Genomic DNA, 25,078 nt, shown 5'->3' with positions numbered 1-25,078 from the left:
TCAATCATCGCCGATGAATCGCGACAGGAATGCGTCGAGGTCCAAAGTTCTCTCTTGGTCCTGCAAATCGCCCAGGGATTTTGTGGCCACAGTGGTTGCAGTGGCCAGTGTCGTCTAAATAGTATTCTCCGAGTTGATACCAATCTCTTTCAATGATCGGTTTACCGCAAGAAGGGCAATAAGTGGCATCGGAGTCCGGATCGTGAACATTGCCACAATAGACAAAGTGTAATCCGTGCGAGAGAGCGATATCCCGGGCTCGCAATAAGGTGCTCAGCGGGGTTCTGCCTTTGTCTAGCATTTTGAAATCCGGGTGGAAGGCGCTGAAATGAAGTGGCACATTTGCCCCCAGGTTCTCAAAAATCCACTGGCACATGGCATTAAGTTCAGCATCACTATCGTTTTCACCAGGAATGAGTAACGTGGTGATTTCAAACCATACGTCGGTTTCTTTTTTCAAGTACAGCAAGGTTTCTAAAACAGGTTGTAGGTGACCGTGACATATCTTGTGATAGAAATGCTCTGTAAAGCCTTTCAAATCGATATTTGCGGCATCCATATGACGGTAGAACTCTTCTCTCGGTTCTTCGCAGATATAACCTGCGCTGACCGCAACACTTTTCAAACCAAGATTACGAGCCGCGATAGCTGCATCGATGGCATACTCCATAAACACAACTGGGTCGTTGTAGGTGAACGCTAAGCTTTTACAACCGTATTTCAATGCCGTTTTCGCTAGCTCTTCTGGCATAGCGGTGTCACATAAGGTGTCAAATTCGCGTGACTTACTGATGTCCCAATTCTGACAAAACTGGCAACTAAGGTTACAACCAGCGGTCCCAAAGCTCAGAACACTGGAGCCGGGATAGAAATGATTGAGCGGCTTTTTCTCAATGGGATCGATGCAAAAACCTGAGGAACGTCCGTAGCTGGTCAGGACGATTTCTCCCTGCCGGTGCATACGCACGAAACAAGCGCCGCGTTTTCCTTCTCGCAGTGTGCATTTGCGTGGGCATACATCACAACATACGCGACCGTCCTCTAGCTTATGCCAGTAGCGAGTTGGGAAATAATCGGGAGGAGAGGTTTGCATAGTGAATTCACCCTCTAATGACCTACACTAAAAGTATAGTTGATGCCATACGAGTAGGAATGCAATGAAATATCGGGAAGCCGCGGTGGCCGGAAGATTTTATCCCGCAACAGCAAATGAACTCATAACTCAGCTCGACGGTTATTTTGCCGAGCAAGCACTACTAACTGAGGCGCCAAAGGCACTTATCGTGCCCCATGCAGGCTACTTTTTTTCCGGCGAAGTAGCGGCTAAGGCTTTTCGCCTGTTGAGCAATAGCAAAAATACGTTTTCTCGCGTTGTATTGTTCGGACCCAGCCACCATGTCGCATTAGATGGCTGTGCCGTCCCGGACAGTGATGTATTTCTTACCCCAACGGGAGAGGTGATGATAGATCGTGAGGGTGTTGAGGATTTGCTGTCACAAGATCTGGTCGCAACATCAGATCAAGCGCATCATTGGGAACATTCGTTAGAAGTGCAGTTGCCTTTCCTACAATATTGTCTGAATGATTTCACGCTCTTACCAATAGTCGTGGGACGCGATTTACACGGATACGTTAAGCGAATATTGGAAGCGGTGACTCAAACACCCAATACTCTCATCGTCGTGAGTAGCGACCTCAGTCATTACCATCCTTACAGCGAAGCCAATGAGATTGATGCCGATACCATTCAGCGTGTTTTGTCGTTTGGTAGTAACATTCACCCCGAACGAGCCTGTGGGTGTAATGCAATCAATGGCTTGCTCGACTTCGCCAAGGAACAACACTGGGAGATTAAGTGTATTAATTACACCAATTCAGGAGATGTGATGGCCCATCATGAAAATCGCGCTCCAGAGCCGTCTGAAGGAGTCGTTGGTTATGCTAGCTTCATCTTGTTTTGAATTGACTCAGGAGGCCAAAACACGTCTTTTGCAAATGGTTTGGCAGGTTCTTGATGAAGCACTAAGAGGTAATGGTTTACAGCTACCACCAGAGCCAGATCTTAAAGAGTTACTCAAGCCAGCCGCCTGTTTTGTTACGTTACAGCATCACGGGAAGTTACGCGGCTGCATTGGTTCATTAGAAGCGAATGAACCTCTGTGGATTAATGTCTGTAAAAATGCGTATGCCAGCGGTTTTCAGGATTCTCGGTTCCTACCTCTGACACTGAGTGACCGATCTGGATTGAATGTCGATATATCCGTCTTATCAAACTTAAAACCTCTAACAAATCATGGTGAAGCAACCTTACTGGCAACATTGCGTCCCGGTATTGATGGGCTGCTATTAGAAGATGAATGGCACCGAGCTGTGTTTCTTCCTTCTGTGTGGGAAGTTTTGCCGACCCCTGAACAGTTTGTTCGTGCGTTAAAGCGCAAAGGAGGGTGGCCAGAAACTTATTGGGACGAAGACATTGTTATCCATCATTTTACAACCACCGTGATCTCTGAAATATAGTTTCGCCGCTGGTTCTATTTCTGACTTTGCAGAGCATGGGTGGGGTAGCGGTTTATCACATTTTCTAAAGTCATGATTCCAAACATGATTTTTCTAACAAAAGACTCCGAGCTGCCAACAAAGTAAAAGTGGGGGTGCTTGGACCAGATTCGTTGCAGCTTTTTGTCTAATTTTGCTGCTTGTTCCAGAGATTCACTCCTGGTTGGATTGTTGCTGCTGATGTCTTGTCCAGATGCAGCAGCAGACTCAAAAAAGATCACGGCATCATAGCGTTCAAGTTCTTGCTCGAAAGTAGAGTTTATTTGCTTAAAGAAGTCACTTTCTGAATTGGGCCAGTAGGCGAGTCCATCAAGCGAACCACGGTCACAGACTAATAATCTGTCTGGATACTGGATTTTATAGATGTCTTCGAGATTTTTTTGCAGTTGAAAAATGGTCTTTTGTACCATCTTAGTACTTTGTTCGTTGTCAGAACGTTCGACACCACCAGAGAAAAGTAGTGTGGCTGCCTCAGGAACAACCACAATTTTATCCCTCAGTTCTCTGCGAAAGAGATCCAATGCAGTCGTTTTCCCTCCGCCCGGGCCGCCGGTTACCACGACTTGTAACTGCTTTCTCATCCTAGCCTCTGACTTCAAGTAGTTAGTTGATATTTAAAGCATAGTCAAAAAATATACAAAGTTAGGTAATGTTAGGTTTAATAAATGGCTGGCTCTATAAGCCACTTACAAACTAGGCAGTACAAATATTTCTGAATCCATGAATGATTCGTGCTGTCTAAATAACCTCGAACGCAAGTCGTTTTTCATCATGCATATTGATCGAGTGCATTTCGATGGATCCTTGATGGAACTCACACAAAGTAATACGAGGGTCAGGAATAAAGTTGTTCGCACTGTAACCTGCGCCAGTATCAATAAATAACTTATTTTTCTTCATTTTGGGGCTGTTTAACGGGGTATGGCCGGACACAACAAAATCAACATTATCAATGTGCTTACCTGTACTTCTTAAAATATCATCCCGCCCCCAAAGCATGGTCTTAATCGAGTCTTTATCTACGGATTTTTCGTCGGGTGGCCACAGAGTAAATGGGTATTCCGCATGAAGTACACCGATGCGCCAGTGGTTAACTTCCACACTAAGCGTCAGGCTAAAGCAAGATGCAACTGTTTCTCTGGCGGCTTCTTTTTCGGCTTGCGTTAAGGACAACCACCATTCGCCACCATTCATCATCCACATGGACTTTCTGTATGGGTCTTGATCGAATCTTTCCAAAATAAAGCTGTCGTGATTTCCCAGAACGGGAAAGAACCATTTTTCTCTCGCGAGGTTTAAACATCGTAAAGAGTCATCACCTCGATCGGTTAAATCACCAACCGAAAATACGCGGTCTCGATATTTGTCGAAGTGAAGCGCCTTTAACGCATGAATAAACAGCTCGAAATTACCATGAATATCGCCAACAAACAGATCTTTTCCCAACGTATTTCGGGAGAAGCGAGTATGTAATGGTAAGTCAGATGGACTGCTCATGATCACTAGCTTACTTATATCAGTGATACCTTACTCAAGAATAGCACAGGCTAAAAAAGGGCAGTTTGCACTTATAAGTCGTCGCTTTAGAGCGTCGTTAATTCTTATTGACTTCAGATAAAAGAAAGTCGCGAAACGTTTGATTGGCACGCGAAAGGTAGCTATCTTTACGCCAGGCCAAACTTAGGTCAATTTCGAACGTTTCGGCAAATGGACGAGTAACGATCTCATCATCATCTCTGATTGCGACTTTCCACATCGGTGAAATGGCGTAACCTTGGCGAATCACTGCTTTGATTAAAGGCAGTAAATTACTGCTAAACGCGACTTTCGGTTTCATGTTAACTTGTTGAGAAACTAGGTCGATTAAGGTGTGGTGATAGTAGCCTTTTTGAAACAGGACTAAATCGTGAGCAAGAAAATCAGAATATTCAATCACCTCTTTCTCTGCTAAAGGGTGATCGACGGCCATACAAACGACCATTTCTTCGCGGATAAGTGGGCCGCTTTCTAATTCCGGTGTGAGATCTTTACTCGCCACGACACCAAGCTCCACTTCTCCTTCAAGTAACATTCGTCGAATATTACGCGTGCCTGTATCGAGGATATTCATATCAATATTCGGATATTGATGCCTGAATGCCATCACAAGAGGCGGAAAGTAGTAAGAGCCGAGCATGCTGGGTACGGCAACGTCAACCAAACCCTGATCTAATCCTTCCATTGCCTGCATCGCCAGTTTGGCATCATCAGCCTGTTTTAAGATTTGTATAGCGTGCGAAAGAAACTCATTGCCAGCGACGGTCAAAGTAATACCACGATCTCTGCGATTAAACAGTGGCGTTTTCAGTTCCTGCTCCAGCTTCTTGATACTACTGCTAATTGCTGGTTGCGCTAAGTTCATCAACCTCGCTGCGGCGGAAATAGAGCTCTGCTCTGCTGCGGCAACAAAGTGCCTTAACTGACGTAATTCCATATCCACTCATCCTTACCTAGATCGCACAATGACGGCTTCGATTTATCTATGCATATAAATTTTATTTATGGATCTGATAAATACAAAATATTTTTTTTATTGTCAATTGGTCGATACCCTAGCGCTGTAACCAGTTTCATTAATTGACAAGAAAAAGTAGTTTGCAGTGAAAAAATCAGCCCATTACAGCAGAGTCGTCATTTGTGTCTGTCTCTTCTCCATCGTCACTTTTGCCAATATCTATTGGTTGCAGCCTTTGCTGCCTGTGCTTCAGAAAGAGTTTCAGGTTAGCTCTTTGGCTGCAAACTTAGCGATGTCAGCACCTTTATTTGGTATGGGGCTGGGGTTATTGATTTTCGCCAGTTTGTCTGACGCTATCGGACGGTGCAAAGTGTTATTAGTAGGGACCGCGATTGGGCTTTTGGTCTCGCTTGCCCTGCCTATGGTAAAAAGCTATGACGTTTTCTTAAGTTTACGTTTTCTTCAGGGTATGTTTTTGGCGGTATGTCCGGCATTGGCCGTGCCGCTTATGGGCGAGGAACTGAGAAAAAGTTGGCTAGCAGGCGCGGTCGGTTTTTACGTAGCCTCTAACACACTTGGCGGGATCTGCAGTCGCTTAATGGGTGGACTCAGCACGGAACTACTGGGTAACTGGGCATACGCTGGCTATATGATTGCTGGTATCAGTGTGGTTCTTTATGTCATCATTTACTGTTTATTGCCTAAGCAGCGTCACTTTAAACCAGCTCCTCTTCGCGTGGGGAAATGTCTCAAAGCGTATGGCTATCATCTTAAAAACCCTCAGCTGGTGGTGTTGTATCTACTCATCGGTTTGGCATTCGGTACGTTTGTTAACCTTTCTAATTATTTGATGATGGTGTTAAGCGATTACCCATACAACCTGCCTAGCGATGTACGTAGTTTGATGTTTTTAACGTTACTTGGCGGTACAACCAGCTCTTCGCTTGCTGGTCAGTTTGCGAAAAAACACAGTCAGATTGCTGGCGTGGCGTTTGGTGCAATCATTATGTTGATGGCCAACTTTTTAATGAGCTGGTCAAATATCTATACCATGGTCATTGGTATGGTGATGGTATCGGTCGGATTCTTTTTCTGTCATGCGCAAGCCAGTACCTTGATTGGTCGAAAAGCCACTAAATCTAAAGGCAGTGCCCAAGCGCTATACAGTTTGTTTTACTACTCAGGTGCGAGCTTAGGCGTCTTTTTCTTAGAGCCGTTTTATCAAGCCTGGGGATGGCAGGGTATTCTGGGAGCCACACGTATCGCACTCGCGCTTTGTATCCTATTGGTGATCATTTACCAGTGGATCAAAATATACAAAGACAATCACTCTCATGCTATGTCATAAATGCTCTGTGTATGAATGTGTTTAGTGTAGCGTTAAAAGAGCCTGTCGCGGGCTCTTTTTCATTTTGGATGAAGTAAAACATATGCAACTCTTGTGTTAATTCCATGTTTCAGGCAGTCTGGAAGTTCGATTCTATATCCAACTCATCCCCCGAGGGGTAATCGGTAAGCCGCTTTTGCCAACTATCCGTATTACGTGACACGGTGGACGCCTGAAAGGAAGCATAATGTCATTACGTGATCGGTTATTAGCTCTCACCATCGTATTGGTGTGGGGTGTCAATTTTGTGGTTATCAAAGTCGGCCTACAAGGGATGCCGCCTCTGTTACTGGCGGGATTGCGCTTTGCTTTAGTCGCGTTTCCTGCGTTGCTTTTTATTCCTCGCCCTAAAGTGCCTTTAAAATGGCTTGTTGCCTATGGCTTAACCATCAGTTTTGGACAGTTTGCGTTACTTTTCTGGGCGCTGAATGTTGGTTTGGCGGCAGGGTTAGCGTCACTTCTTTTACAGGCACAGGCATTTATCACGCTAGGATTTGGAATATTACTGCTCAAAGAAAAGGTGCAGCGTCACAATGTTATTGCGGTTGTGACCGCTGGTTGTGGCGTTTACCTACTTGCTGCAGCGCAACATGATGGTGCTGCATCGCTTACTGGTGTGACCTTGATACTCATTTTAGGTGCTGCAACTTGTTGGGCGCTTGGCAACATTACCAATAAAGTGATCATGCAAAACTACAGCGTGCCGACTATGTCCCTGATCGTCTGGAGCGCGTTAGTACCCACCTTCGCATTTGCCATTGCCTCTGTTTCGATAGAGGGACCAGACGTTATCAAGAGCTCGTTGTTAAACATGCAATGGCACAACCTGTTTTCAATTGTTTACCTGTCACTTTTGGCGACTATTGTCGGCTATGGAGGCTGGAGTTACCTGCTGAGTCGTTATCCAACTGCTTTGGTTGCGCCTTTGTCTTTGCTAGTTCCGGTATTTGGCTTGCTTAGCGCATGGATTCTATTAGATGAAAGCCTGAGCTTGTATCAGGTGATGGGTGTAATTGTCATAGCAGTGGGGTTAGTGATTAACGTATTTGGTCGACGTTGGTTTAGGAGAAAAGCTGATCTGGTGTCGTCGGTTTAGAGGTAGTGTTAGAGCGTTTTGGCGGCGATATTCCACCCTGGGAAAGAAGCTTAATCGTTCAGAATTAACCTGCGGTATGGATGATTACGTTCAACTTCATCTATGGAGGCGGTTGAGATAGTCTACACTGTCTGACAGTTAAGTTAATATTTATAAGTCCTTAACTAAAAAGGATATGGAAGTACAACATGAACGAAATTAAACGACCTGTAAATTCTCATCGGGCTTATCATGCCCATGTCTATTTTGATCACCAAACGGTGGCGTTTGCGTCAGGGCTATGCCGAGAAGCCGAAGAAAGGTTTCGTGTAAAAATGGGACGAGTCCATGAGAAATTGGTTGGTCCGCACCCGAAATGGAGTTGTCAGCTCAAGTTCACGTCTAAGGATTTTGATGAGCTCATTCCATGGTTAGATGAAAATCGAGAAGGTTTGTCAATTTTGGTTCACGCGCTTTCAGGTAACGAGTGGGAAGATCATACTCTGTATGCGTATTGGCTCGGTGAAAGCCTTGCGTTGGATTTATCTGTTTTCGAAGCGACATCAGAAAGAGAAGATTGATAGAGCCTATAACCAGCCGAATGGATGTTAAGGAGTCGCACTCGCGGCTCCTTTCTTTTTGTGTTTAGCCAGGATAAGGCAACTTAGAGGTTATGTTAAATCTTGAATATTTAAGTATCTGATCTAACCTAATATTTTAACAATAAGAATAATCATATCGTTGGCAGGTGATTTGTTATCCAGGGAGGCTGGGGAACATGAGCGAAGCGGTCAAGAAAAGTACTTTCAGTATGAAAGTAACAGTGGTTTCCGTATTTCTATTTTTATCTTCATTAATCGTTATCTTAGCCCTTTCATTACAGTATTACTTTAGTCAGGGACTTGCCAAAGATGCCGCATCAACTGCGTTCAACCGGACTGCAAATGGCTTTAGCGAAAAAATTGATTCACTCAATACACAAACAAGTAACCTCATCAATGTACTCTCACACTTTCCCCAAATAGATCAGGAAGTCGAAACCAGTGTTCAACACTCAGCCCGAGAAGTGATCGCGCAAGCGATGTTAAAAAATAATAATTTATATGGGGTATACATTGGTTATGGAAATGGCGACTTTTATGAGCTGATAAATCTCGGCAGCAGTGAGAATTTAAAATCCAAACACGGTGCGGCGACAGATGAAAGTTGGTTAGTGGTTAAAATTTATGAATCAGGAGGAGGAAAGGAGCGATTGTCTGAATATTACGATAGTAATTTCAACCTCACTCGCCGCAATGTAGAGCCCACGACGTATTCTGCAAATAGACGTCCCTGGTATCGAAAAGCCATCAACAGCAATGAAGTCGTCAAAACTGCGCCTTATCTTTTCCACAATCTACAAACGCCGGGTGTCACTTACGCCAAACGCATAAAAAATACCGATAGCGTTATCGCAGCAGATATCTCTCTTACATCATTATCCGCATTTCTTGCTAAGAATAACTCCGATGGCGAAGCCATGATATTTGATACCAACGGACGCATTCATGCACACTCCTTCGAGTTAGCCAGTGACACTGATGCTTTACCAACACAGCCGATAGCGTTGACTGCCGAAGAGAAGCATTATGTCGATTCGCTTGGTGTTCTTCGGATCGCGAATAAATCAAACTGGCCACCATTCGATTTCTCTTACAGCGGGTTACCGCAAGGTTATTCTACCGATCTGGTGAGTCTCTTAACCAAAAAACTCGGTTTAGACGTCAAATACGTTAACGGATACAGTTGGGAAGATTTAAACGCTCTGTACCTATCTGGTAATATCGATATTCAACAGTCAGTCCCCGAGCTGCCGTTAACGCCACACACGGGCTTATCGACCACACCGTATCTTGAGCTATCCAGCGCGATTGTCACCAGAAAAGAACATCCAAACGTCAGCAGCTTAGATCAGTTAGAAGGGAAGTCACTGGCTATCTCGGTGGGATCGGGATTGGTTGAGCGTATTCAGCGTGATTATCCCAATATAAATGTTCTAAAAGTGAAGGACAGTCTAAGTGCACTTAAAGCGGTGGAAAACCGATCAGCCGATGCATCGTTGGAGTCTAAGCGAGTCGCAGACTACTTGGTTGGTGCCTATTCTCTTAGTGAGTTAAAGGTACATCAAGCAATACAAGGCTTTGATCAAACGTTGTCGATAATGGTTGCTGAAGATAAAAAGCCACTGGTGAGTTTACTTAACAAAGCCATGGCATCTGTTTCTGACACAGAGAAGCAATCGCTAGAAAAGAAATGGTTAGAAGATCAGGGCGATCAAAGCAGTCAAAACAACAATATTGTCCGTTCTCTTAAAGCGGGGGTTGTGCCGTTTCGTGAACTGGTCAACATGGCAAAACAGAGCGAAACGGACAGTCCGGTATTGGCCTCAATTGAAAGTCACGGCAAACCGTACACCCTTTATGTGCAGCGAGTCGAAGTAAGCCTGGGCTCCAAAGAATACATTGGGTTTGTTCTCCCTACCGAGATAATTCAAGCGCCGTATATGGATAAAGTGAACAAGTCTACGGTCATCACGTTTGGTGCGATGTTGTTGCTTTTGCCAGTACTTTTGTTTTTCGCCAATGTCATTGTTCGACCGGTTCGGGCATTATTTGGTGAGAGCGAAAAAATCAAGAAGCGGGATTTTAGCTCAGTAGAGAAAGTACCAAGTTGGATAGCCGAGCTTTCGGCGCTTTCGGACTCGATGTTCTCTATGTCTCGCTCGATCGAAGAATATCAAAAACATCAGCAAGAATTAATGGACTCGTTCGTCAAGCTGATTGCTCAAGCCATAGATGACAAATCTCCTTATACGGCGGGGCACTGTGAGAGGGTACCAATACTTGCGATTGAACTCGCGAAAGCCGCTAACAAGAGTAATTTGCCAGCCTTTAAAGATTTCAAACTGAAAACAGAAGAAGAGTGGCGGGAGTTTGAAATTGCCGCGTGGTTGCATGATTGCGGTAAAGTGACCACACCAGAACATATCGTCGACAAAGGCACCAAGCTTGAAGCGATATTTAACCGAATCCATCTGGTTAGAATGCGTTTTGAAGTGTTGTTAAGAGAGGCGGAAATTGACTATTGGAAAGGCATTGAATCTGGTAAAGATGCCGACGAATTGAAACGTGCGCTTGCTCAGCGTCAGGAGCAGATTAAAGATGACTTTGCCTTTGTTGCCCAATGTAATGTGGGTGGCGAGTTTATGTCTGATGAACACTTGGATAGATTGAAGGAAATAGCCTCTCAAACCTGGATTCGCCACTTAGATGACCGGCTGGGTTTGTCGCCAGAAGAAAGCCGACGTATTGAAAGCATAGAGTCTCAGAGTGTGCCGTGTGAAGAAAATCTGTTGTCTGATAAGCCAGAGCATTTGATTAAATGGCCGCAAGACCCTAATAGTAAAACTGGTGAAGAGATTAAAATGCGCGCTCCTGAATATCAGGCAAATCAAGGAGAGCTGTATAATTTGAGTATCGGCAGAGGTACGTTAACTGCAGAAGACCGTTACCGAATTAACGAACATATTGTTTCTACGATACGAATGCTTGAAGCTTTGCCATTACCGGAAGAATTAAGGCGTGTTCCAGAATATGCAGGTGGTCATCATGAAACCCTCCGCGGTGACGGATATCCAAAACAACTCAGTGCAGATGAATTGCCGACCGCAACTCGAATTTTAGCCATTGCCGATGTATTTGAAGCACTCACCGCATCTGACCGACCGTATAAAAAAGCCAAACCACTAAGTGAAGCGATAAAAATACTCAATTTTATGGTTCAAGACGGGCACTTAGATAAGGATTTGTTTGAGCTGATGTTAAATCATAACCTTCACATCGAGTATGCGAAAACATTCCTACCAGATGAGCAGATTGATGTTGAAGAGTCACAAAATTGTAGCAAGCCTTTAGAGCCTGAAACTCAGAACGTAAGTGGTGGGTTCTAGTTTAAGCGCGAGGTTTTATTATAAGAGGATCAAAAAGGGCGAGCATCTACCTGCTCGCCCTTTGTTTGACTGTTTACAGTTGTTCAGCAAGCTGTGGCAAAATCTCAAACAGATCGCCGACTAGCCCGTAATCAGCAACTTCAAAGATAGGGGAGTCTGGATCTTTGTTGATCGCAACAATGACTTTTGACTCTTTCATACCTGCAAGGTGCTGGATTGCACCAGAGATCCCAACCGCAATATAAAGCTTAGGTGCGACAATTTTACCGGTTTGGCCAACTTGTAAGTCATTCGCGACAAAACCAGCATCGACGGCAGCGCGAGACGCCCCAATCGCTGCGCCAAGTTTGTCGGCAACTTTTTCGATAAGCTCGAAGTTTTCTTTGCTGCCCACGCCACGACCACCAGAAATCACGATTTCAGCGGCGGTGAGTTCAGGTCGCTCTGAAAAGGTCTTGTCGATAGCGACCAACTCAACAACTGGAGATTGAACGGTGGTTTGCTGATGTTCAATGTCAACTTGGCTATTGCAGGCAACCGGGTCAAAGGCCGAAGCACGCACGGTGACCACACGCAATGAGTCGTTTGATGTTACTTTAGCGAACGCGTTACCCGCATAAATTGGTCGGATAAATGTCTTGTCATCCACCACTTGAACGATATCTGAGATTTGTCCAACTCCGCATTTAGCTGCGATGCGTGGCGCAAGATCTTTCCCTTTTGATGAAGAGTTTGCCCAGATGCCGTCAAATCCGTCGGCTAGCCCTGACACAACAGGAGCAATATTTTCGGCGAATTGGTGCACCAGCGATTCGTCGTCAATGCAAATCACTTTGGCAATACCATCAACTCGGCTTGCTTGTTGGGCAACGTCTTCACACTGATAACCAACTACGAGTAGAGTATTGTCTTGGCTCACCTGACTCGCAGCATTCACAACTTTCAGCGTATCGGCATGCAGTTGCTGGTTGTCATGTTCTGCAATAATTAGATTTTTCATGAAATCACCTTCGCTTCGTTACGTAGCTTATCAATAAGTTCAGAGACAGACTCTACTTTGATGCCTGCTTTTCGTTGCGCTGGTGGCGTGACTTCAGTGATGGTCTGGCTAAATACAATTTCAACACCCAGGCTCTCGGGAGTAATCGTATCTAGTGGTTTGCGTTTGGCTTTCATGATGTTTGGCAAAGACGCAAAGCGAGGCTCATTTAAGCGTAAATCAGTGCTGATCACCGCTGGTAAGTTCATTGCTACTGTCATCAAACCGCCGTCAACTTCTCTCACTACCTGAACTTTTTGATCTTCAATCTTCACTTCCGAAGCGAAGGTTGCCTGAGGCCAGTCAAGCAGAGCTGCCAGCATTTGTGCAACTTGGTTGTTGTCGGTGTCGATAGACTGTTTACCGGTGATCACCAGTTGAGCTTGCTCTTGCTCGACGATCGCTTTTAGTAGTTTCGATACAACCAGCGGTTCAATCTTGTCTTCAGTTTCAATATGAATGGCTCGATCTGCGCCTAGCGCTAGGGCAGTACGCAATTGTTCCTGACACTGTGTGCCACCCGCACTCACAACGATGACTTCTTCTGCAATCCCCTGTTCTTTAAGTCGCACAGCTTCTTCAACGGCGATTTCACAGAAAGGGTTGATAGTCATCTTGACGTTATTGGTTTCAACATCGCTGTTGTCCGACTTAACACGGACCTTAATGTAAGGATCAATGACCCTTTTAATTGGCACTAGTATTTTCACGTTAGATTCCTTTTTACAGTGAAGACTATGTGTTTACAGTGAAGACGATGTGATGACGTCTTTAAATTGATGTTAATTTACCTTTACGTTTGCGTCAACTTTAAATATATTGTTGTTTAACAAGTTGGCAACATGCAAAAAGAAGAAGGGAATACAACCATGGAAAGAGACTGCATGGAGTTTGATGTTCTGATTGTTGGTGCAGGGCCTGCGGGCTTGTCTGCTGCCTGCCGCATTAAACAGTTGGCAATGGAAAAAAACCAGGAAATCTCAGTTTGTGTTGTCGAGAAAGGTTCAGAAGTCGGAGCGCACATTCTCTCTGGTGCTGTGTTTGAAACGCGCAGTCTGGAGGAGTTGTTTCCTGGTTGGGAGGCAATGGGTGCCCCACTGAATACTAAAGTCAATCAGGATAAAACCTACTATCTGAGTAATGATCTTAATGGTCATGAGCTGCCAACGTGGGCAGTGCCTAATACGTTACACAACGAAGGTAACTACATAATAAGCTTAGGTAACTTATGCCGCTGGATGGCGAATGAAGCGGAAAACTTAGGCGTAGAAATTTACCCTGGTTTCAGTGCCAGTCAGGCTATCTTTGACGAGCAAAACCGTGTTTGTGGGGTAATTACTGGCGATATGGGCTTGGATAAAAATGGCGAGCAGAAAGCCAATTTTGAGCCGGGTATTGAGCTTCGCGCTAAGTTTACTCTGTTTGCCGAAGGTGCACGTGGACATATCGGTAAACAACTGATTAACAAATTTAATCTGGCTGATGATAAAACGCCTCAGCACTATGCGATTGGTTTTAAAGAGCTGTGGGAAATTCCTGCCGAGCAGCATCAGCAAGGGTTAGTTGTGCATGGGTTAGGCTGGCCACTTGCGAGTGAGGCAACAGGGGGAAGCTACCTTTATCATTTGGAAGGTAACCAAGTTGCGGTTGGTCTGATCGTCGACCTTAATTATACCAACCCTCATCTCAGCCCGTTTGACGAATTCCAGCGGTTCAAACATCACCCGATGATTGAGCAATACCTTAAAAATGGTAAGCGCATCAGCTATGGCGCGAGAGCGATCACTAAAGGTGGGTTCCACTCCCTTCCAACTCAACAATTTGCTGGGGGATTACTGATTGGCTGTGATGCCGGAACGCTCAATGGTGCCAAAATTAAAGGCACTCATACCGCAATGAAATCGGGGATGCTTGCCGCCGAAGCGGTATTCGAAGCAATTTTAAATCAGTCGGTTAGTGCTGATTACCAGAAACATTTCCAACAGTCTTGGTTATATGAAGAACTGTATCAGGCGCGTAACTTTTCGAGTGGTATTCACCGCTTTGGCGCTTGGTTAGGTGGAGGCTTGGCGATGCTGGAACACAACGTGTTAAAAGGCAAAGCGAAGTGGAACGTACGCTGTGATAATCCTGATCATCAGTCGTTACTTTTGGCAGAAAAGAGCCATGAGATTGCCTATCCAAAACCGGATGGCGTATTGAGTTTTGATCGCCTCTCTTCAGTCTATTTGTCCAATATCTTCCACGAAGAAGATCAGCCTTGTCATCTGCATCTTACTAGTCAGCGAATCCCAATAGAGCAGAACTTGGCACTCTACGCCGAGCCAGCACAGCGGTATTGTCCTGCTGGGGTGTATGAAATTGTAAAGGGTGAGGAACAAGCTGAATTACAAATTAATGCGGCGAACTGCATTCACTGTAAAACCTGCGACATCAAGGACCCAAGTCAAAACATTACCTGGACACCTCCAGAAGGGGGCGGTGGCCCTAACTATCCGAACATGTAATTTTGCATGTAATTTCTATTAACAATTTATTTACTTAAAGTTTGCGTTAGTTCAAATCTTAATCGATGAACTGGATTGCAACTTCAACTTCTAGGCACTATTCTGACTTTAACTTGACGTTTACGTAAACTGAATAAATGAGTTGATGCATAGGTGTATAAGCAGTTGCCAGTATCAACGTCAGGCTGGATATGGAAATAGTGCTTCACGGAACGCACTCAAAAAGAAAGGGAGATCAACTATGGTATCGGAAACACCTCTTTTGCAGGTAAACGATATTTCATTGGCCTTTGGTGGGGTTAAAGCTTTAACCGATGTGAGCTTCCATGTGAACGAAAAGGAAATCTTTTCAATCATTGGTCCCAACGGTGCTGGTAAAACATCAATGCTCAACTGCATTTCAGGACGATACACGCCTAACAAAGGCTCCGTAGTGTTTGCCGGAAATGACGTCACCAAGCGTACACCGAGTCAACGAGCAGAGTTAGGTCTGGGTAGAACGTTCCAGAACCTGGCGCTTTTTTCTCATATGTCTGTACTCGACAACATCATGGTTGGCCGCCACCACCTGTTAAAAAACAATTTTGTGACAGGCCCGCTTTACTGGTTCTCTAACGCACAAAAAGAAGAAATGGCACACCGCAAGTACGTAGAAGACGTCATCGATTTCTTAGAAATCCAACACATCCGTAAAGCCACAGCTGGCACGCTCTCTTATGGGTTACGTAAGCGTGTTGAGCTCGCTCGCGCTATTGCTTTGAAACCAAAACTCCTTCTGCTTGATGAACCAATGGCCGGTATGAACCTTGAAGAAAAGGAAGACATGGCACGTTACATCATGGATCTCAACGAAGAACTGGACATCACCATCATCATGATCGAGCACGATATGGGTGTGGTCATGGACATCTCCAATCGGGTGCTCGTTTTGGACTTTGGTAAACACATTGCGATGGGTGAGCCAGAAGAAGTCATGGCGAATCCACACGTGAAACAAGCTTATTTGGGTGAAGAACTTCCGACATTAGAGGAGAGTGCATAATGGCACAGCAACATAATGATTGGGCAGATATAACCAGCTTAGATACCTTTCCAAAAGTGTTGCAGCACAACGCCAAGCACTGGCCAGATCAGGTCGCTATGCGCGAGAAGGAATTTGGTATTTGGCGAGAATTTACTTGGCAGGATTATGAAGATCGAGTCAAGTGGATGGCGCTTGCACTGCAAGATTTAGGTGTTGGTGAGCAAGACGTTGTGGGGCTTTTAGGCGACAACCGACCTGAATGGGTGTGGGGCGAATTGGCCGCGCATGCGATCAAAGGTTATTCACTGGGCATCTATCAAGACTCGATGCACGAGGAAGTGGCGTATTTAATCAACTATGCCAAAGCGAAAGTAGTGATTGCAGAAGATGAAGAGCAATGTGACAAGTTGCTTGAGTTGGGCGATGAGATCCCGAGCGTTGAGTTCATCATTTATTGTGATCCACGCGGAATGCGCAAGTACGATGATCCAAGACTTATCGATGTCGAGAAAGCCTACCAAAAAGGTCAGTTAATAGACAAAGCTGACCCTAACAAATATCTGAATATGGTTGCGGCAACCAAAGGCAGCGATCTTTCGATTCTCTGTACCACTTCGGGTACGACTTCTAAACCAAAGCTCGCCCAACTTCATAGCGGCACGTTTTTGGATCACTGTGCGGCTTATCTTCGTGCCGATCCACGTTCTCCAGGTGATAACTACGTTTCGGTACTGCCTCTGCCTTGGATCATGGAGCAGGTATATGTGGTTGGTCAGGCGTTGATTTCCCGTCAAATCGTCAACTTTGTCGAAGAGCAGGAAACCATGATGGCGGACTTACGCGAGATTGGCCCAAACTTCGTTTTATTGGCTCCGCGAGTATGGGAAAACATTGTGGCAGACGTGTCTGCTCGAATGATGGACTCTACACCGTTTAAGCAGAAAATGTACAAACTCGGCATGAAGTTGGCGAATCAAGCCTTGGATCAGGGTAAACGCTCCAAGCTAGCCGAATGGATACTTCTGCGTGCACTGCGAGACCGTTTAGGTTTCTCGAATCTGACTTCTGCGGCAACAGGCGGTGCGGCAATGGGCCCAGATACTTTCCGTTACTTGCAAGCGATTGGTGTGCCACTCAAACAGCTTTATGGTCAGACCGAAATGTGTGGCGCGTACACCGTGCATAAAGCGAATGACGTGGACTACGACTCAGTCGGTGTGGCGTTTGACAATGCGGAAGTGAAAGTCATCAACCCAGACAGCAATGGGGTGGGTGAGATCATTGCCAAAAGTACTGGTATGTTTACCGGCTACCTCAACAACCAAGCCGCTTACGATGAAGATGTGCAAGATGGCTGGATGCACACTGGCGACGCGGGCTACTTTAAGGATTCTGGTCACTTAGTGGTGATTGACCGACTAAAAGACATGTCGGAAACCAGTCATGGCGACCGTTACTCTCCGCAGTTTATTGAAAACAAACTCAAGTTCTCACCATTTATCGCGGAAGCGGTTGTGGTGGGCAAAGACAGACCTTGGCTCTCTGCAATTATCTGTATTCGTTACGCGATCGTCGCCAAATGGGCAGAGCAAAAGGGTATTGCGTTCACCAATTACACCAACCTTTCTGCGCAACCTGAGGTGTATAAAGCGATTCGCGAAGAAGTACTCAAAGTGAACGAGTCTCTGCCGGACGCACAGAAAATCAGCAAATTTATTCTGCTTTATAAAGAGCTGGATGCCGATGACGGCGAGTTAACCCGTACGCGTAAAGTTCGTCGTGGTGTGGTTGCGGAGAAATACGGTGACATCATCGAAACCATTTACAGTGCAGCGCCAAATGTCGATGTCGATACGGTGATTACTTATCAGGATGGGACTAAGACACGCATTCAAACGTCACTGGTGATTGAAACGCTTATTCAACATGAGCTGACACTGGTGGATAGCGAACAACGGAGGATCGCATAGTGAATACGGATTTATTACTGCAACTCGTCATTAATGGCGTAATCGTTGGCATGTTGTATGGCGTGGTCGCCATGTGCTTTGTATTGATTTACAAATCGACTCAGGTGGTGAACTTCGCGCAAGGTGAATTTCTACTGATCGGCGCATGGGTGTGCTGGGCGGCGTTGGTTCACCTTCAATTACCGTTCTTTGTCGGCTTCTTACTGACACTCGCCTTTATGATGGTGTTTGGTATTGCTGTGCAAACCATTGTACTCAGACCTTTAATCGGTGAGCCGATCATCTCGGTCATTATGGTGACGATCGGTCTGTCGATGTTCTTCCAGGCACTGATGAAATGGATATTTGGCGTATCAGCGGTATCGTACCCGCAAGTATTCGAAACAAACGTGGTGAATATTGGTGGTTTAAACGTCGAGTTTGCTTACATCCTTAGCTTGATCTTCTCAATGATCATCATGGGTGCATTCTACTGGTTCTTCAAATTCAGCAAAATGGGTTTGGCGATGCGAGCGACAGCATTTAACCAGCAAGTAGCCCAGAGTCTTGGCATTTCCATCAAGAAAGTGTTTGCGATCAGTTGGGCTATTTCGGCGATGGTATCCGCGACAGCAGGGATTGTTATCGGGATTGTAAACGGTGTTTCTGACGCGCTATCCATCATCGGCATCAAAGTATTCCCAGCGGTAATCTTAGGTGGCTTGGACTCGGTGGTCGGGGCGATTGTTGGTGGTATCACTATCGGGTTACTAGAGAATCTGGCTGAGTTCTTTGATAGCCAATACCTGCAAGTGGGTAACCTGTACAACATCGCACCTTTCTATGTGCTTTTAATCATTCTTGCCTTCAAGCCATATGGCCTGTTTGGTACCAAAGATATTGAGCGTATATAAGGAGAAATAACATGGCTCAACTTAGCATGCGCCCATGTGGGGATTTTCGAACCACATACAAAAGTGATACGCCGATTTTTGAAACCAAAACCATTAGAAGACTAGCGATAGCGGGTGTTATCGCGATGTTGGCAGCGCCGCTGGTTCTGGATATCTACTTCCTCAACCTATTTATTCAGATTGCATATCTGGGTATTGCAGCGCTGGGCTTGAACATTCTGGTTGGCTTTACCGGGCAAATTTCGTTAGGTCACGGTGCGTTCTTTGGCTTTGGCGCCTTTGCATCGGCATGGCTGAATAACCAATACAACATTCCTGTGGTGCTTGCCATTCCGCTCGCGGGTTACCTGACCATGATTGTCGGGATGATCTTTGGTCTGCCAGCGGCGCGCATCAAAGGGTTGTACCTCGCAATCGCAACCTTAGCCGCGCAGTTCATCTTAGAAGATTTCTTTGCTCGCGCTGAGTGGTTCAGTGGTGGTTCATACGGTGCAAGTGCAAACCCAATCAATCTGTTTGGTTTCGAATTTTCGACCGATGAAAGCTTCTTCTATGTTGCACTGTTTGCGCTGATCTTTATGTACATGTGGGCATCGAACCTGATTCGTTCACGTGATGGACGTGCGTTTGTCTCAGTTCGAGATCACTATTTATCCGCAGAAATCATGGGTATCAACCTGACCAAGTATCGTCTGCTCTCTTTTGGTGTCTGCGCATTCTACGCAGGTATCGGCGGCGCACTCTACGGTCATTACTTAGGCTTTGTCTCTGCGGAAGGCTTCACCATCATGATGTCTATCCAGTTCCTGGCGATGATCATCATCGGTGGTCTGGGCTCTGTAAAAGGCACATTAATGGGCACGATATTTATCGTATTGCTGCCAGAAGTTTTAGAGTTTGGCGTAACGGGTTTGGCTGCATTTAGCGATAACACTTCGTTTATTGATGGTCTGGCTTACTTCAAAGAAATGGCAATTGGTCTGGTGATCATGCTGTTTCTGATTTTCGAACCTCAAGGGTTGTCACATCGCTGGCAGCAGATTCGAGCATATTGGAAACATTATCCGTTCTCTTACTAGGGTCTGTTGACCTTTCGAGCTGATTTTTGCAGCAGTTTGTGGGTTCGTTATACAAGGCAGAGGCTTTGAAATGTAGTGCACTACCTGATAAGCCGATAACGCAGTAGAAGGGACCCACAAACGCTGCCCAAAGGGTTCGGCTAAAAGCGTTCTACTCTTTGTTGAGAGGTATTTTGCTTAGAATGACTAGGCTACAAACCTCTCGCCGCGATTATAACGCTTTTATCTCGAACAAAAATTAATCACGAAAGATAAACAGACCCTCCGGGTACTTAAGTGGAATATACCTCAATAACAAGGACAACGAGTTATGAACAAAGGACATTTAGCGACAACGTTGGTGCTATCTTCGGCACTGTTTACTACCGCATCTTGGGCAAAAGATTCCGTGTTTGTCGGGCATCTGGTGGACTTCTCTGGTCCGACGGCTTATGTAAGTAAGCCGTACGGCTCTGGTGTGCGAGATGCACTGCAGTGGATTAACGAAAATGGCGGCATCAACGGTACCGAATTAGAATTTGAAACGGTGGATATGGCGTACAAAGTGCCAGTTGCGATTTCTAACTACAAACGTTGGGTTGCCCGTAAGAACATGGTCGCGCTGCAAGGTTGGGGTACGGCGGATACCGAAGCGTTAATCTCTTTTGTCACCAAAGACAAAGTGCCTGTCTTTTCGGCATCTTACTCGGGCCACTTAACTGACCCAACGGGTAAAAACCCGAAAACAGCCAAACCTGCTCCTTACAACTTCTTCTACGGCGCTTCTTACTCAGATGCCTGTCGTGCATTAGTGAAATGGGCGAAAGAAGACTGGGAAGCGAAAGGCAATACCACTGCGCCTAAATTTACTCACATCGGTGATAACCACCCGTTCCCGAATGCGCCAAAAGAGGCGTGTGCAGAGTATGCCAAAGAACTGGGCTTTGAAGTGCAAAACCCAGTGGTTGTGTCACTTAAACCGGGCGATTTCAAAGCGCAATGTCTGTCGCTTAAAGAGTCTGGTACCAACTACGGCTACATCGCAAACTTAGGTGGTTCGGTTATTTCTCTGGTGAAATCGTGTAACACGGTCGGCACCGACTTCCAATACATGGCGAACATCTGGGGCGGTGATAAACCGGTTATTGAAGCGGCGGGTGATGGTCTGAAAGACTACGTTTTCCCGGGTATGACCGCATTCTGGGGTGATGATACAGAAGGAATGAAACTGGTAGAGGAAATTTCCAAACTGTCAGAATCGGAACCAGGAGAGTTTCGAACTCACCACTACATCCGTGGCGTGTGCTCTGCGTTCTACATGAAAGAAGCGATGGAGTGGGCGAAAGACAACGGTGGTATTACCGGTGATAACATCAAGAAAGGCATGTACGTCCACAAAAACTGGGTACCAAAAGGTCTAGAGGGAGTATGTATTCCTGCTAACTGGCAACCAGAAGATCACCGTGGCACCACTACCGTAAACGTGTTTATGGGTAATAACCAAGGGGGCGCGGTAGACATCAAGAAAGTGTCTCAAGTTACATTGTCACGTCGTGATGATTGGTTAGGTTACTAATCTTCTACTTACTAAGCAAAACGATTACTAAGAATAGGATAGGTGAGAGGCAACTCTCACCTGCACAAGGAGTGGCTTGATGAGTGAATTAGCAACGAATATCGAACCAGCAGAAATTCTGCTTTCTGTAAACAATATCGAAGTGGTCTACGACGAAGTAATCTTGGTACTGCGTGGTGTAAGCCTTGAAGTGCCTAAAGGTCAAATCGTGACGCTATTAGGCGCAAACGGGGCGGGTAAATCTACCACACTAAAAGCGATTTCGGGTTTGTTGAAAACCGAAGACGGTGAAGTGACTCGTGGTGAAATTACCTTCATGGGCGAGCGTATCGACAACAAGAGTCCGGAAGAAATTGTTCGTTCGGGTATCTTCCAGGTGATGGAAGGGCGTCGAATCGTTGAAGACATGACGGTTATTGAAAACCTTCGTTTAGGGGCGTTTACCCGCAACGACAACGAGGTTGAGAAAGACATCGAAATGGTGTTCGACTACTTCCCTCGACTCAAAGAACGTACTGGTCTCGCTGGCTACTTGTCTGGCGGTGAGCAGCAAATGCTCGCAATTGGCCGTGCACTCATGGCTCGCCCAAAAATGATCTTACTTGATGAACCGTCGATGGGGCTTTCGCCACTCTTGGTGAAAGAGGTGTTCAGTATCATTGAGAAGATCAACAAAGACCAAGGCATTACCATGTTGCTGGTGGAGCAGAACGCGAACTTTGCTCTTCATGCAGCCGATTATGGTTACATCATGGAATCAGGCAAGATTGTGCTCGATGGCACCAAGCATGAGCTGCTTAACAATGAAGACGTGAAAGAGTTCTACCTTGGCGGCGGCGATGAAGAGCGCAAGAGCTTTAAGAACTTAAAATCTTACAAACGTCGTAAGCGTTGGTTGTAAGGAGTGGTGATGAACGAATTATTCGATGCGAAAGAGTCTCTGCCGTCAACAGAGAGAGAAGAATCTCTGTTTAAACGTCTGCCGACACTGATTGAAAATGCAAAAGCGCACAGCGAGCATTACGCCAAACTATTCGCAGATATTGATCCTATCGCGGTAAATTGTCGCGAAGGGCTATCGAAGTTGCCGATTACACGCAAGTTTAATGTGCCCAGCCAGCAGCAACTCAAGCCGCCGTTTGGGGGCTTGAACAGCGTCAGTATCGGGCAAATGGCTCGCGTGTTTCAATCTCCAGGCCCATTGTATGAGGCACAAACGGATGAAGCCGACTTCTGGCGTATGGGGCGTGCGTTTCACGCGGCTGGGTTTCGCCGTGGGGATTTAGTCCACAACACGCTCTCTTATCATTTTTCCCCTGGCGGATTTATTATGGATGGCGGAGCAAGAGCCTGCGGCTGTGCTGTGTTTCCGGCTGGAGTAGGGAATAGTGAAGCGCAGATTGAAGCGATCAAGCAGCTTCAGCCGACGGGCTACACCGGGACACCATCTTACCTAATTACTTTGCTAACCAAATATCAAGAGCAATATGGTGAGAAGCCGAGCATTAACAAGGCTCTGGTTTCTGGAGAAGCGGTCACTGCAGACATGCAAAAAGCGTTTTCAGACATGGGCATTGCAGTGTCTCAAGCGTATGCGAGCGCAGAACTTGGTTTGATTGCTTATCAGGTTTCTGGTGAACAAGGCTTAGTGATTGCAGAAGATATTATTGTCGAAATCGTTGACCCTGATGGTATCCCCGTTCAATCAGGTGAAATCGGTGAGGTGGTGGTGACTTCTCTGGATGAAAAGTTTCCGCTTATTCGCTACGCAACCGGTGATCTCTCTGCTCACATCGAAAGAGAATCTGACTCACCACGTACTAATATGCGCATAAAGGGCTGGATGGGGCGCGCCGATTCGGCAGTCAAAGTTAAAGGCTTATTTGTTTATCCGCACCAGATACAGGAAGTGTGCCGTCGCCATGAAATTACCGGCTCGTTAAAAATTGAGCGCGATGGTTTCAGCGATACGATTACATTCTGTTGCCAGGAAGATCACGTTTCCGCCGATGATATTCAAGCAACGTTGCAGTCTGTTACTAAGCTCAAGGGCAAGGTCCAGTTTGTGCCGAACAGCGCGGAGCAACCTCTGATTAACGATTTACGTAATTAGCAACGTTAGATATAACAGGGTAAGGCTAGGATAAAAGGGATACCGAGATAAGTCGCGTATCCCTTTTTAAATTAAACAATACCGCTTTAAAGGAAGTGCAATGAAAACGACAGACTCACCAAGTATCGATGTGAATTTCTGGGATGATTTGTTTGTCAAAGGCACAATGCCGTGGGATCGAAATCAAGCGCCCGAAGACCTAAAACGTTACCTAAGCCAAATCTCCGGTGATGCTCAATCTGTGTTTATTCCCGGTTGTGGTGCAGCGTATGAGGTAACACAGTTCGTCGATCATGGACATGATGTTGTCGCGATGGATTACAGCGAAGAAGCCGTGAAAATGGCTCAATCAAAGCTAGGCAGGCACAAAGATAACGTCAGGTTAGGGGATGTGTTTAGTGCTGAATTTTCCGAGCCGTTTGACGTGATTTATGAACGAGCATTTTTAGCCGCATTACCAAAAGAGAAGTGGGACGATTACTTTGCAATGATTCAGCGGTTATTACCAAGCAAAGGTCTTCTGGTGGGTTATTTTGTTATCGATAACGACTATCTATCTCGCTTTCCTCCATTTTGTTTGCGCAGCGGCGAGTTGGAAAGGCGGTTAGATAAGTCGTTTTCTCTCATAGAATCCGCACCAGTGACTGACAGCGTCGACGTGTTTAAAGGTAAAGAGTATTGGATGGTGTGGCAGAAGAAGTAGTGAATTGTTGGGGTCTCAAATCAGACAAATCGCTACTGACCATAATGCGTTGACAAATAATCTAGTACGGCTTCCCGGTCGTCTTGCGATAATTCTTCCATACCTTGCTCTTCTATCATCCAGTCGAGCATTTTATCCCAACGCTTTCTGCTTAAACCTTGCTGAGCGACCATATGTAAAGAATGACAAGCAGAGCATATTGCCGCAACCAGTTCCATGTTTTCTCCCGGTGTTAAGATTCCATTCCCTGCTGATTTTACTTCCATTCCGGACGAAGGGGTGACCCAGTCAGGAGGTGAGGGGGTCTTAGTCGCAAGCCACGCGATGATGGCGGCTCGAGCCCCTGGGTCTTTCACTCCCGGAAACACCATGTTGGTGCCTGGTGCGAACTCAGTGGGGGACGCTAAAAATGCATCAAGCTTTTCAGCATCCCATTTGCCTTGATGCTGTTTTATTCCCTCGCTGTAATTAAAGCCCGCAAAACTAGCAATAGAACGTTCTGCCAGCCCCCACAGTGGCGGACCAACCACAGTGACGCCATTGGGTTCAAATTGGTGACAAGCTTTACATACCATTGCTTGTTGTTCGCCCGCTTCAATTAACTCTGTGTTTGCAAAGGTAGGCCCGCTAACAAGGCTTAATAGTGATAGAGAGAGCGGGAAGACCCGCTCTCTAAGGTTATGACTTTTCACTGT

General features: G+C 45.8%; 22 protein-coding genes. 15 read left to right on the top strand and 7 right to left on the bottom strand.

Annotated features, from left to right (window positions below; translation table 11 throughout):
- Window positions 1-4: 4 nt before the first annotated feature.
- Complete coding sequence (amrS, locus tag DBX26_RS18135) at window positions 5-1,093, bottom strand: AmmeMemoRadiSam system radical SAM enzyme (RefSeq protein ID WP_118120368.1); 1,089 nt, start codon at window positions 1,091-1,093, stop codon at window positions 5-7.
- Between the two features lie 64 nt (window positions 1,094-1,157).
- On the opposite strand from amrS, the gene amrB reads away from it, so the two are divergent.
- A complete protein-coding gene (gene amrB / locus DBX26_RS18130) occupies window positions 1,158-1,961 on the top strand; it encodes an AmmeMemoRadiSam system protein B (RefSeq protein WP_118120366.1) in 804 nt (267 codons plus the stop codon).
- Window positions 1,939-2,517: an AmmeMemoRadiSam system protein A gene (gene amrA, locus DBX26_RS18125; protein ID WP_065298828.1), complete on the top strand. Its 579-nt coding sequence runs from the start codon at window positions 1,939-1,941 to the stop codon at window positions 2,515-2,517. The genes amrB and amrA overlap by 23 nt, the downstream gene beginning before the upstream one ends.
- 14 nt (window positions 2,518-2,531) lie before the next feature.
- On the opposite strand, the gene DBX26_RS18120 is transcribed toward amrA, so the two are convergent.
- The 3 genes from DBX26_RS18120 to DBX26_RS18110 all read right to left on the bottom strand — a co-directional run bounded on the left by DBX26_RS18120 (window position 2,532) and on the right by DBX26_RS18110 (window position 5,029).
- Window positions 2,532-3,137 carry an AAA family ATPase gene (locus DBX26_RS18120; RefSeq protein WP_014233929.1) on the bottom strand — a complete coding sequence of 202 codons (606 nt, stop codon included), beginning with the start codon at window positions 3,135-3,137 and terminating at the stop codon, window positions 2,532-2,534.
- 157 nt (window positions 3,138-3,294) lie between these two features.
- Window positions 3,295-4,053 carry a metallophosphoesterase gene (locus DBX26_RS18115; protein ID WP_118120364.1) on the bottom strand — a complete coding sequence of 253 codons (759 nt, stop codon included), beginning with the start codon at window positions 4,051-4,053 and terminating at the stop codon, window positions 3,295-3,297.
- Between the two features lie 97 nt (window positions 4,054-4,150).
- Entirely contained in the window at window positions 4,151-5,029 is an 879-nt protein-coding gene (locus DBX26_RS18110; RefSeq protein ID WP_020333754.1) for a LysR family transcriptional regulator, read from the bottom strand.
- Between the two features lie 166 nt (window positions 5,030-5,195).
- On the opposite strand from DBX26_RS18110, the gene DBX26_RS18105 reads away from it, so the two are divergent.
- From DBX26_RS18105 to DBX26_RS18090, 4 genes are all read left to right on the top strand, one after another.
- Entirely contained in the window at window positions 5,196-6,398 is a 1,203-nt protein-coding gene (locus tag DBX26_RS18105) for an MFS transporter (RefSeq protein WP_014233932.1), read from the top strand.
- A gap of 226 nt (window positions 6,399-6,624) precedes the next feature.
- Window positions 6,625-7,533, top strand: coding sequence for an O-acetylserine/cysteine exporter (locus DBX26_RS18100; protein WP_020333755.1), 909 nt, complete (start codon window positions 6,625-6,627; stop codon window positions 7,531-7,533).
- Window positions 7,534-7,721: 188 nt separating this feature from the next.
- Complete coding sequence (locus DBX26_RS18095; RefSeq protein ID WP_014233938.1) at window positions 7,722-8,093, top strand: DOPA 4,5-dioxygenase family protein; 372 nt, start codon at window positions 7,722-7,724, stop codon at window positions 8,091-8,093.
- A 197-nt stretch (window positions 8,094-8,290) separates the two neighbouring features.
- Window positions 8,291-11,500 (top strand): HD domain-containing phosphohydrolase, encoded by a 3,210-nt coding sequence (locus DBX26_RS18090; RefSeq protein ID WP_118120363.1) that lies wholly within the window; start codon window positions 8,291-8,293, stop codon window positions 11,498-11,500.
- 73 nt (window positions 11,501-11,573) lie between these two features.
- Here the strand turns inward: DBX26_RS18090 and DBX26_RS18085 are convergent, their stop codons facing one another.
- The gene (locus DBX26_RS18085) at window positions 11,574-12,500 is read right to left on the bottom strand and encodes an electron transfer flavoprotein subunit alpha/FixB family protein (RefSeq protein WP_118120361.1); all 927 of its coding nucleotides are present in this window, start codon (window positions 12,498-12,500) and stop codon (window positions 11,574-11,576) included.
- Window positions 12,497-13,249 (bottom strand): electron transfer flavoprotein subunit beta/FixA family protein, encoded by a 753-nt coding sequence (locus tag DBX26_RS18080; protein ID WP_065301005.1) that lies wholly within the window; start codon window positions 13,247-13,249, stop codon window positions 12,497-12,499. Before DBX26_RS18080 ends, DBX26_RS18085 begins: the two co-directional genes overlap by 4 nt.
- Window positions 13,250-13,408: 159 nt before the next feature.
- On the opposite strand from DBX26_RS18080, the gene DBX26_RS18075 reads away from it, so the two are divergent.
- The 9 genes from DBX26_RS18075 (at window position 13,409) to DBX26_RS18030 (ending at window position 24,383) form a co-directional block, all read left to right on the top strand.
- On the top strand, window positions 13,409-15,046 hold the full coding sequence (locus tag DBX26_RS18075; RefSeq protein ID WP_118120359.1) for an electron transfer flavoprotein-ubiquinone oxidoreductase: 1,638 nt from the start codon (window positions 13,409-13,411) through the stop codon (window positions 15,044-15,046).
- 241 nt (window positions 15,047-15,287) lie between these two features.
- A complete protein-coding gene (locus tag DBX26_RS18070; protein WP_020333761.1) occupies window positions 15,288-16,088 on the top strand; it encodes an ABC transporter ATP-binding protein in 801 nt (266 codons plus the stop codon).
- Window positions 16,088-18,040 (top strand): long-chain fatty acid--CoA ligase, encoded by a 1,953-nt coding sequence (locus DBX26_RS18065; protein ID WP_118120357.1) that lies wholly within the window; start codon window positions 16,088-16,090, stop codon window positions 18,038-18,040. The genes DBX26_RS18070 and DBX26_RS18065 overlap by 1 nt, the downstream gene beginning before the upstream one ends.
- Window positions 18,040-18,933, top strand: a complete 894-nt coding sequence (locus tag DBX26_RS18060) for a branched-chain amino acid ABC transporter permease (protein WP_020333763.1) — start codon at window positions 18,040-18,042, stop codon at window positions 18,931-18,933. The genes DBX26_RS18065 and DBX26_RS18060 overlap by 1 nt, the downstream gene beginning before the upstream one ends.
- 11 nt (window positions 18,934-18,944) lie before the next feature.
- Complete coding sequence (locus tag DBX26_RS18055; protein WP_014233946.1) at window positions 18,945-20,012, top strand: branched-chain amino acid ABC transporter permease; 1,068 nt, start codon at window positions 18,945-18,947, stop codon at window positions 20,010-20,012.
- A gap of 310 nt (window positions 20,013-20,322) precedes the next feature.
- The gene (locus DBX26_RS18045) at window positions 20,323-21,567 is read left to right on the top strand and encodes an ABC transporter substrate-binding protein (protein ID WP_014233947.1); all 1,245 of its coding nucleotides are present in this window, start codon (window positions 20,323-20,325) and stop codon (window positions 21,565-21,567) included.
- A gap of 79 nt (window positions 21,568-21,646) precedes the next feature.
- Window positions 21,647-22,468: an ABC transporter ATP-binding protein gene (locus DBX26_RS18040; RefSeq protein WP_014233948.1), complete on the top strand. Its 822-nt coding sequence runs from the start codon at window positions 21,647-21,649 to the stop codon at window positions 22,466-22,468.
- Window positions 22,469-22,477: 9 nt separating this feature from the next.
- Window positions 22,478-23,680: a phenylacetate--CoA ligase family protein gene (locus tag DBX26_RS18035; RefSeq protein ID WP_118120355.1), complete on the top strand. Its 1,203-nt coding sequence runs from the start codon at window positions 22,478-22,480 to the stop codon at window positions 23,678-23,680.
- A 100-nt stretch (window positions 23,681-23,780) separates the two neighbouring features.
- On the top strand, window positions 23,781-24,383 hold the full coding sequence (locus DBX26_RS18030; RefSeq protein ID WP_118120353.1) for a methyltransferase domain-containing protein: 603 nt from the start codon (window positions 23,781-23,783) through the stop codon (window positions 24,381-24,383).
- Between the two features lie 32 nt (window positions 24,384-24,415).
- On the opposite strand, the gene DBX26_RS18025 is transcribed toward DBX26_RS18030, so the two are convergent.
- Entirely contained in the window at window positions 24,416-25,075 is a 660-nt protein-coding gene (locus DBX26_RS18025) for a cytochrome c family protein (RefSeq protein WP_118120351.1), read from the bottom strand.
- Window positions 25,076-25,078: the final 3 nt, after the last annotated feature.

Origin of the sequence: Vibrio sp. dhg (assembly GCF_003443775.1) — a bacterium.
GTDB classification, from domain to species: domain Bacteria; phylum Pseudomonadota; class Gammaproteobacteria; order Enterobacterales; family Vibrionaceae; genus Vibrio; species Vibrio natriegens.
The sequence above is the reverse complement of the archived record's forward strand: the minus strand, read 5'-3'. Positions and strand labels throughout refer to the sequence as shown.

What these genes read in the sequence shown, in the direction of transcription:
- amrS (WP_118120368.1), bottom strand. Translation starts at nt 1,093, where the DNA reads ATGCAAACCTCTCCTCCCGATTATTTCCCAACTCGCTACTGGCATAAG.
- DBX26_RS18040 (WP_014233948.1), top strand. Translation starts at nt 21,647, where the DNA reads ATGAGTGAATTAGCAACGAATATCGAACCAGCAGAAATTCTGCTTTCT.
- DBX26_RS18035 (WP_118120355.1), top strand. Translation starts at nt 22,478, where the DNA reads ATGAACGAATTATTCGATGCGAAAGAGTCTCTGCCGTCAACAGAGAGA.
- amrB (WP_118120366.1), top strand. Translation starts at nt 1,158, where the DNA reads ATGAAATATCGGGAAGCCGCGGTGGCCGGAAGATTTTATCCCGCAACA.
- DBX26_RS18045 (WP_014233947.1), top strand. Translation starts at nt 20,323, where the DNA reads ATGAACAAAGGACATTTAGCGACAACGTTGGTGCTATCTTCGGCACTG.
- DBX26_RS18055 (WP_014233946.1), top strand. Translation starts at nt 18,945, where the DNA reads ATGGCTCAACTTAGCATGCGCCCATGTGGGGATTTTCGAACCACATAC.
- DBX26_RS18070 (WP_020333761.1), top strand. Translation starts at nt 15,288, where the DNA reads ATGGTATCGGAAACACCTCTTTTGCAGGTAAACGATATTTCATTGGCC.
- amrA (WP_065298828.1), top strand. Translation starts at nt 1,939, where the DNA reads ATGCTAGCTTCATCTTGTTTTGAATTGACTCAGGAGGCCAAAACACGT.
- DBX26_RS18075 (WP_118120359.1), top strand. Translation starts at nt 13,409, where the DNA reads ATGGAAAGAGACTGCATGGAGTTTGATGTTCTGATTGTTGGTGCAGGG.
- DBX26_RS18030 (WP_118120353.1), top strand. Translation starts at nt 23,781, where the DNA reads ATGAAAACGACAGACTCACCAAGTATCGATGTGAATTTCTGGGATGAT.
- DBX26_RS18120 (WP_014233929.1), bottom strand. Translation starts at nt 3,137, where the DNA reads ATGAGAAAGCAGTTACAAGTCGTGGTAACCGGCGGCCCGGGCGGAGGG.
- DBX26_RS18090 (WP_118120363.1), top strand. Translation starts at nt 8,291, where the DNA reads ATGAGCGAAGCGGTCAAGAAAAGTACTTTCAGTATGAAAGTAACAGTG.
- DBX26_RS18085 (WP_118120361.1), bottom strand. Translation starts at nt 12,500, where the DNA reads ATGAAAAATCTAATTATTGCAGAACATGACAACCAGCAACTGCATGCC.
- DBX26_RS18115 (WP_118120364.1), bottom strand. Translation starts at nt 4,053, where the DNA reads ATGAGCAGTCCATCTGACTTACCATTACATACTCGCTTCTCCCGAAAT.
- DBX26_RS18065 (WP_118120357.1), top strand. Translation starts at nt 16,088, where the DNA reads ATGGCACAGCAACATAATGATTGGGCAGATATAACCAGCTTAGATACC.
- DBX26_RS18110 (WP_020333754.1), bottom strand. Translation starts at nt 5,029, where the DNA reads ATGGAATTACGTCAGTTAAGGCACTTTGTTGCCGCAGCAGAGCAGAGC.
- DBX26_RS18100 (WP_020333755.1), top strand. Translation starts at nt 6,625, where the DNA reads ATGTCATTACGTGATCGGTTATTAGCTCTCACCATCGTATTGGTGTGG.
- DBX26_RS18095 (WP_014233938.1), top strand. Translation starts at nt 7,722, where the DNA reads ATGAACGAAATTAAACGACCTGTAAATTCTCATCGGGCTTATCATGCC.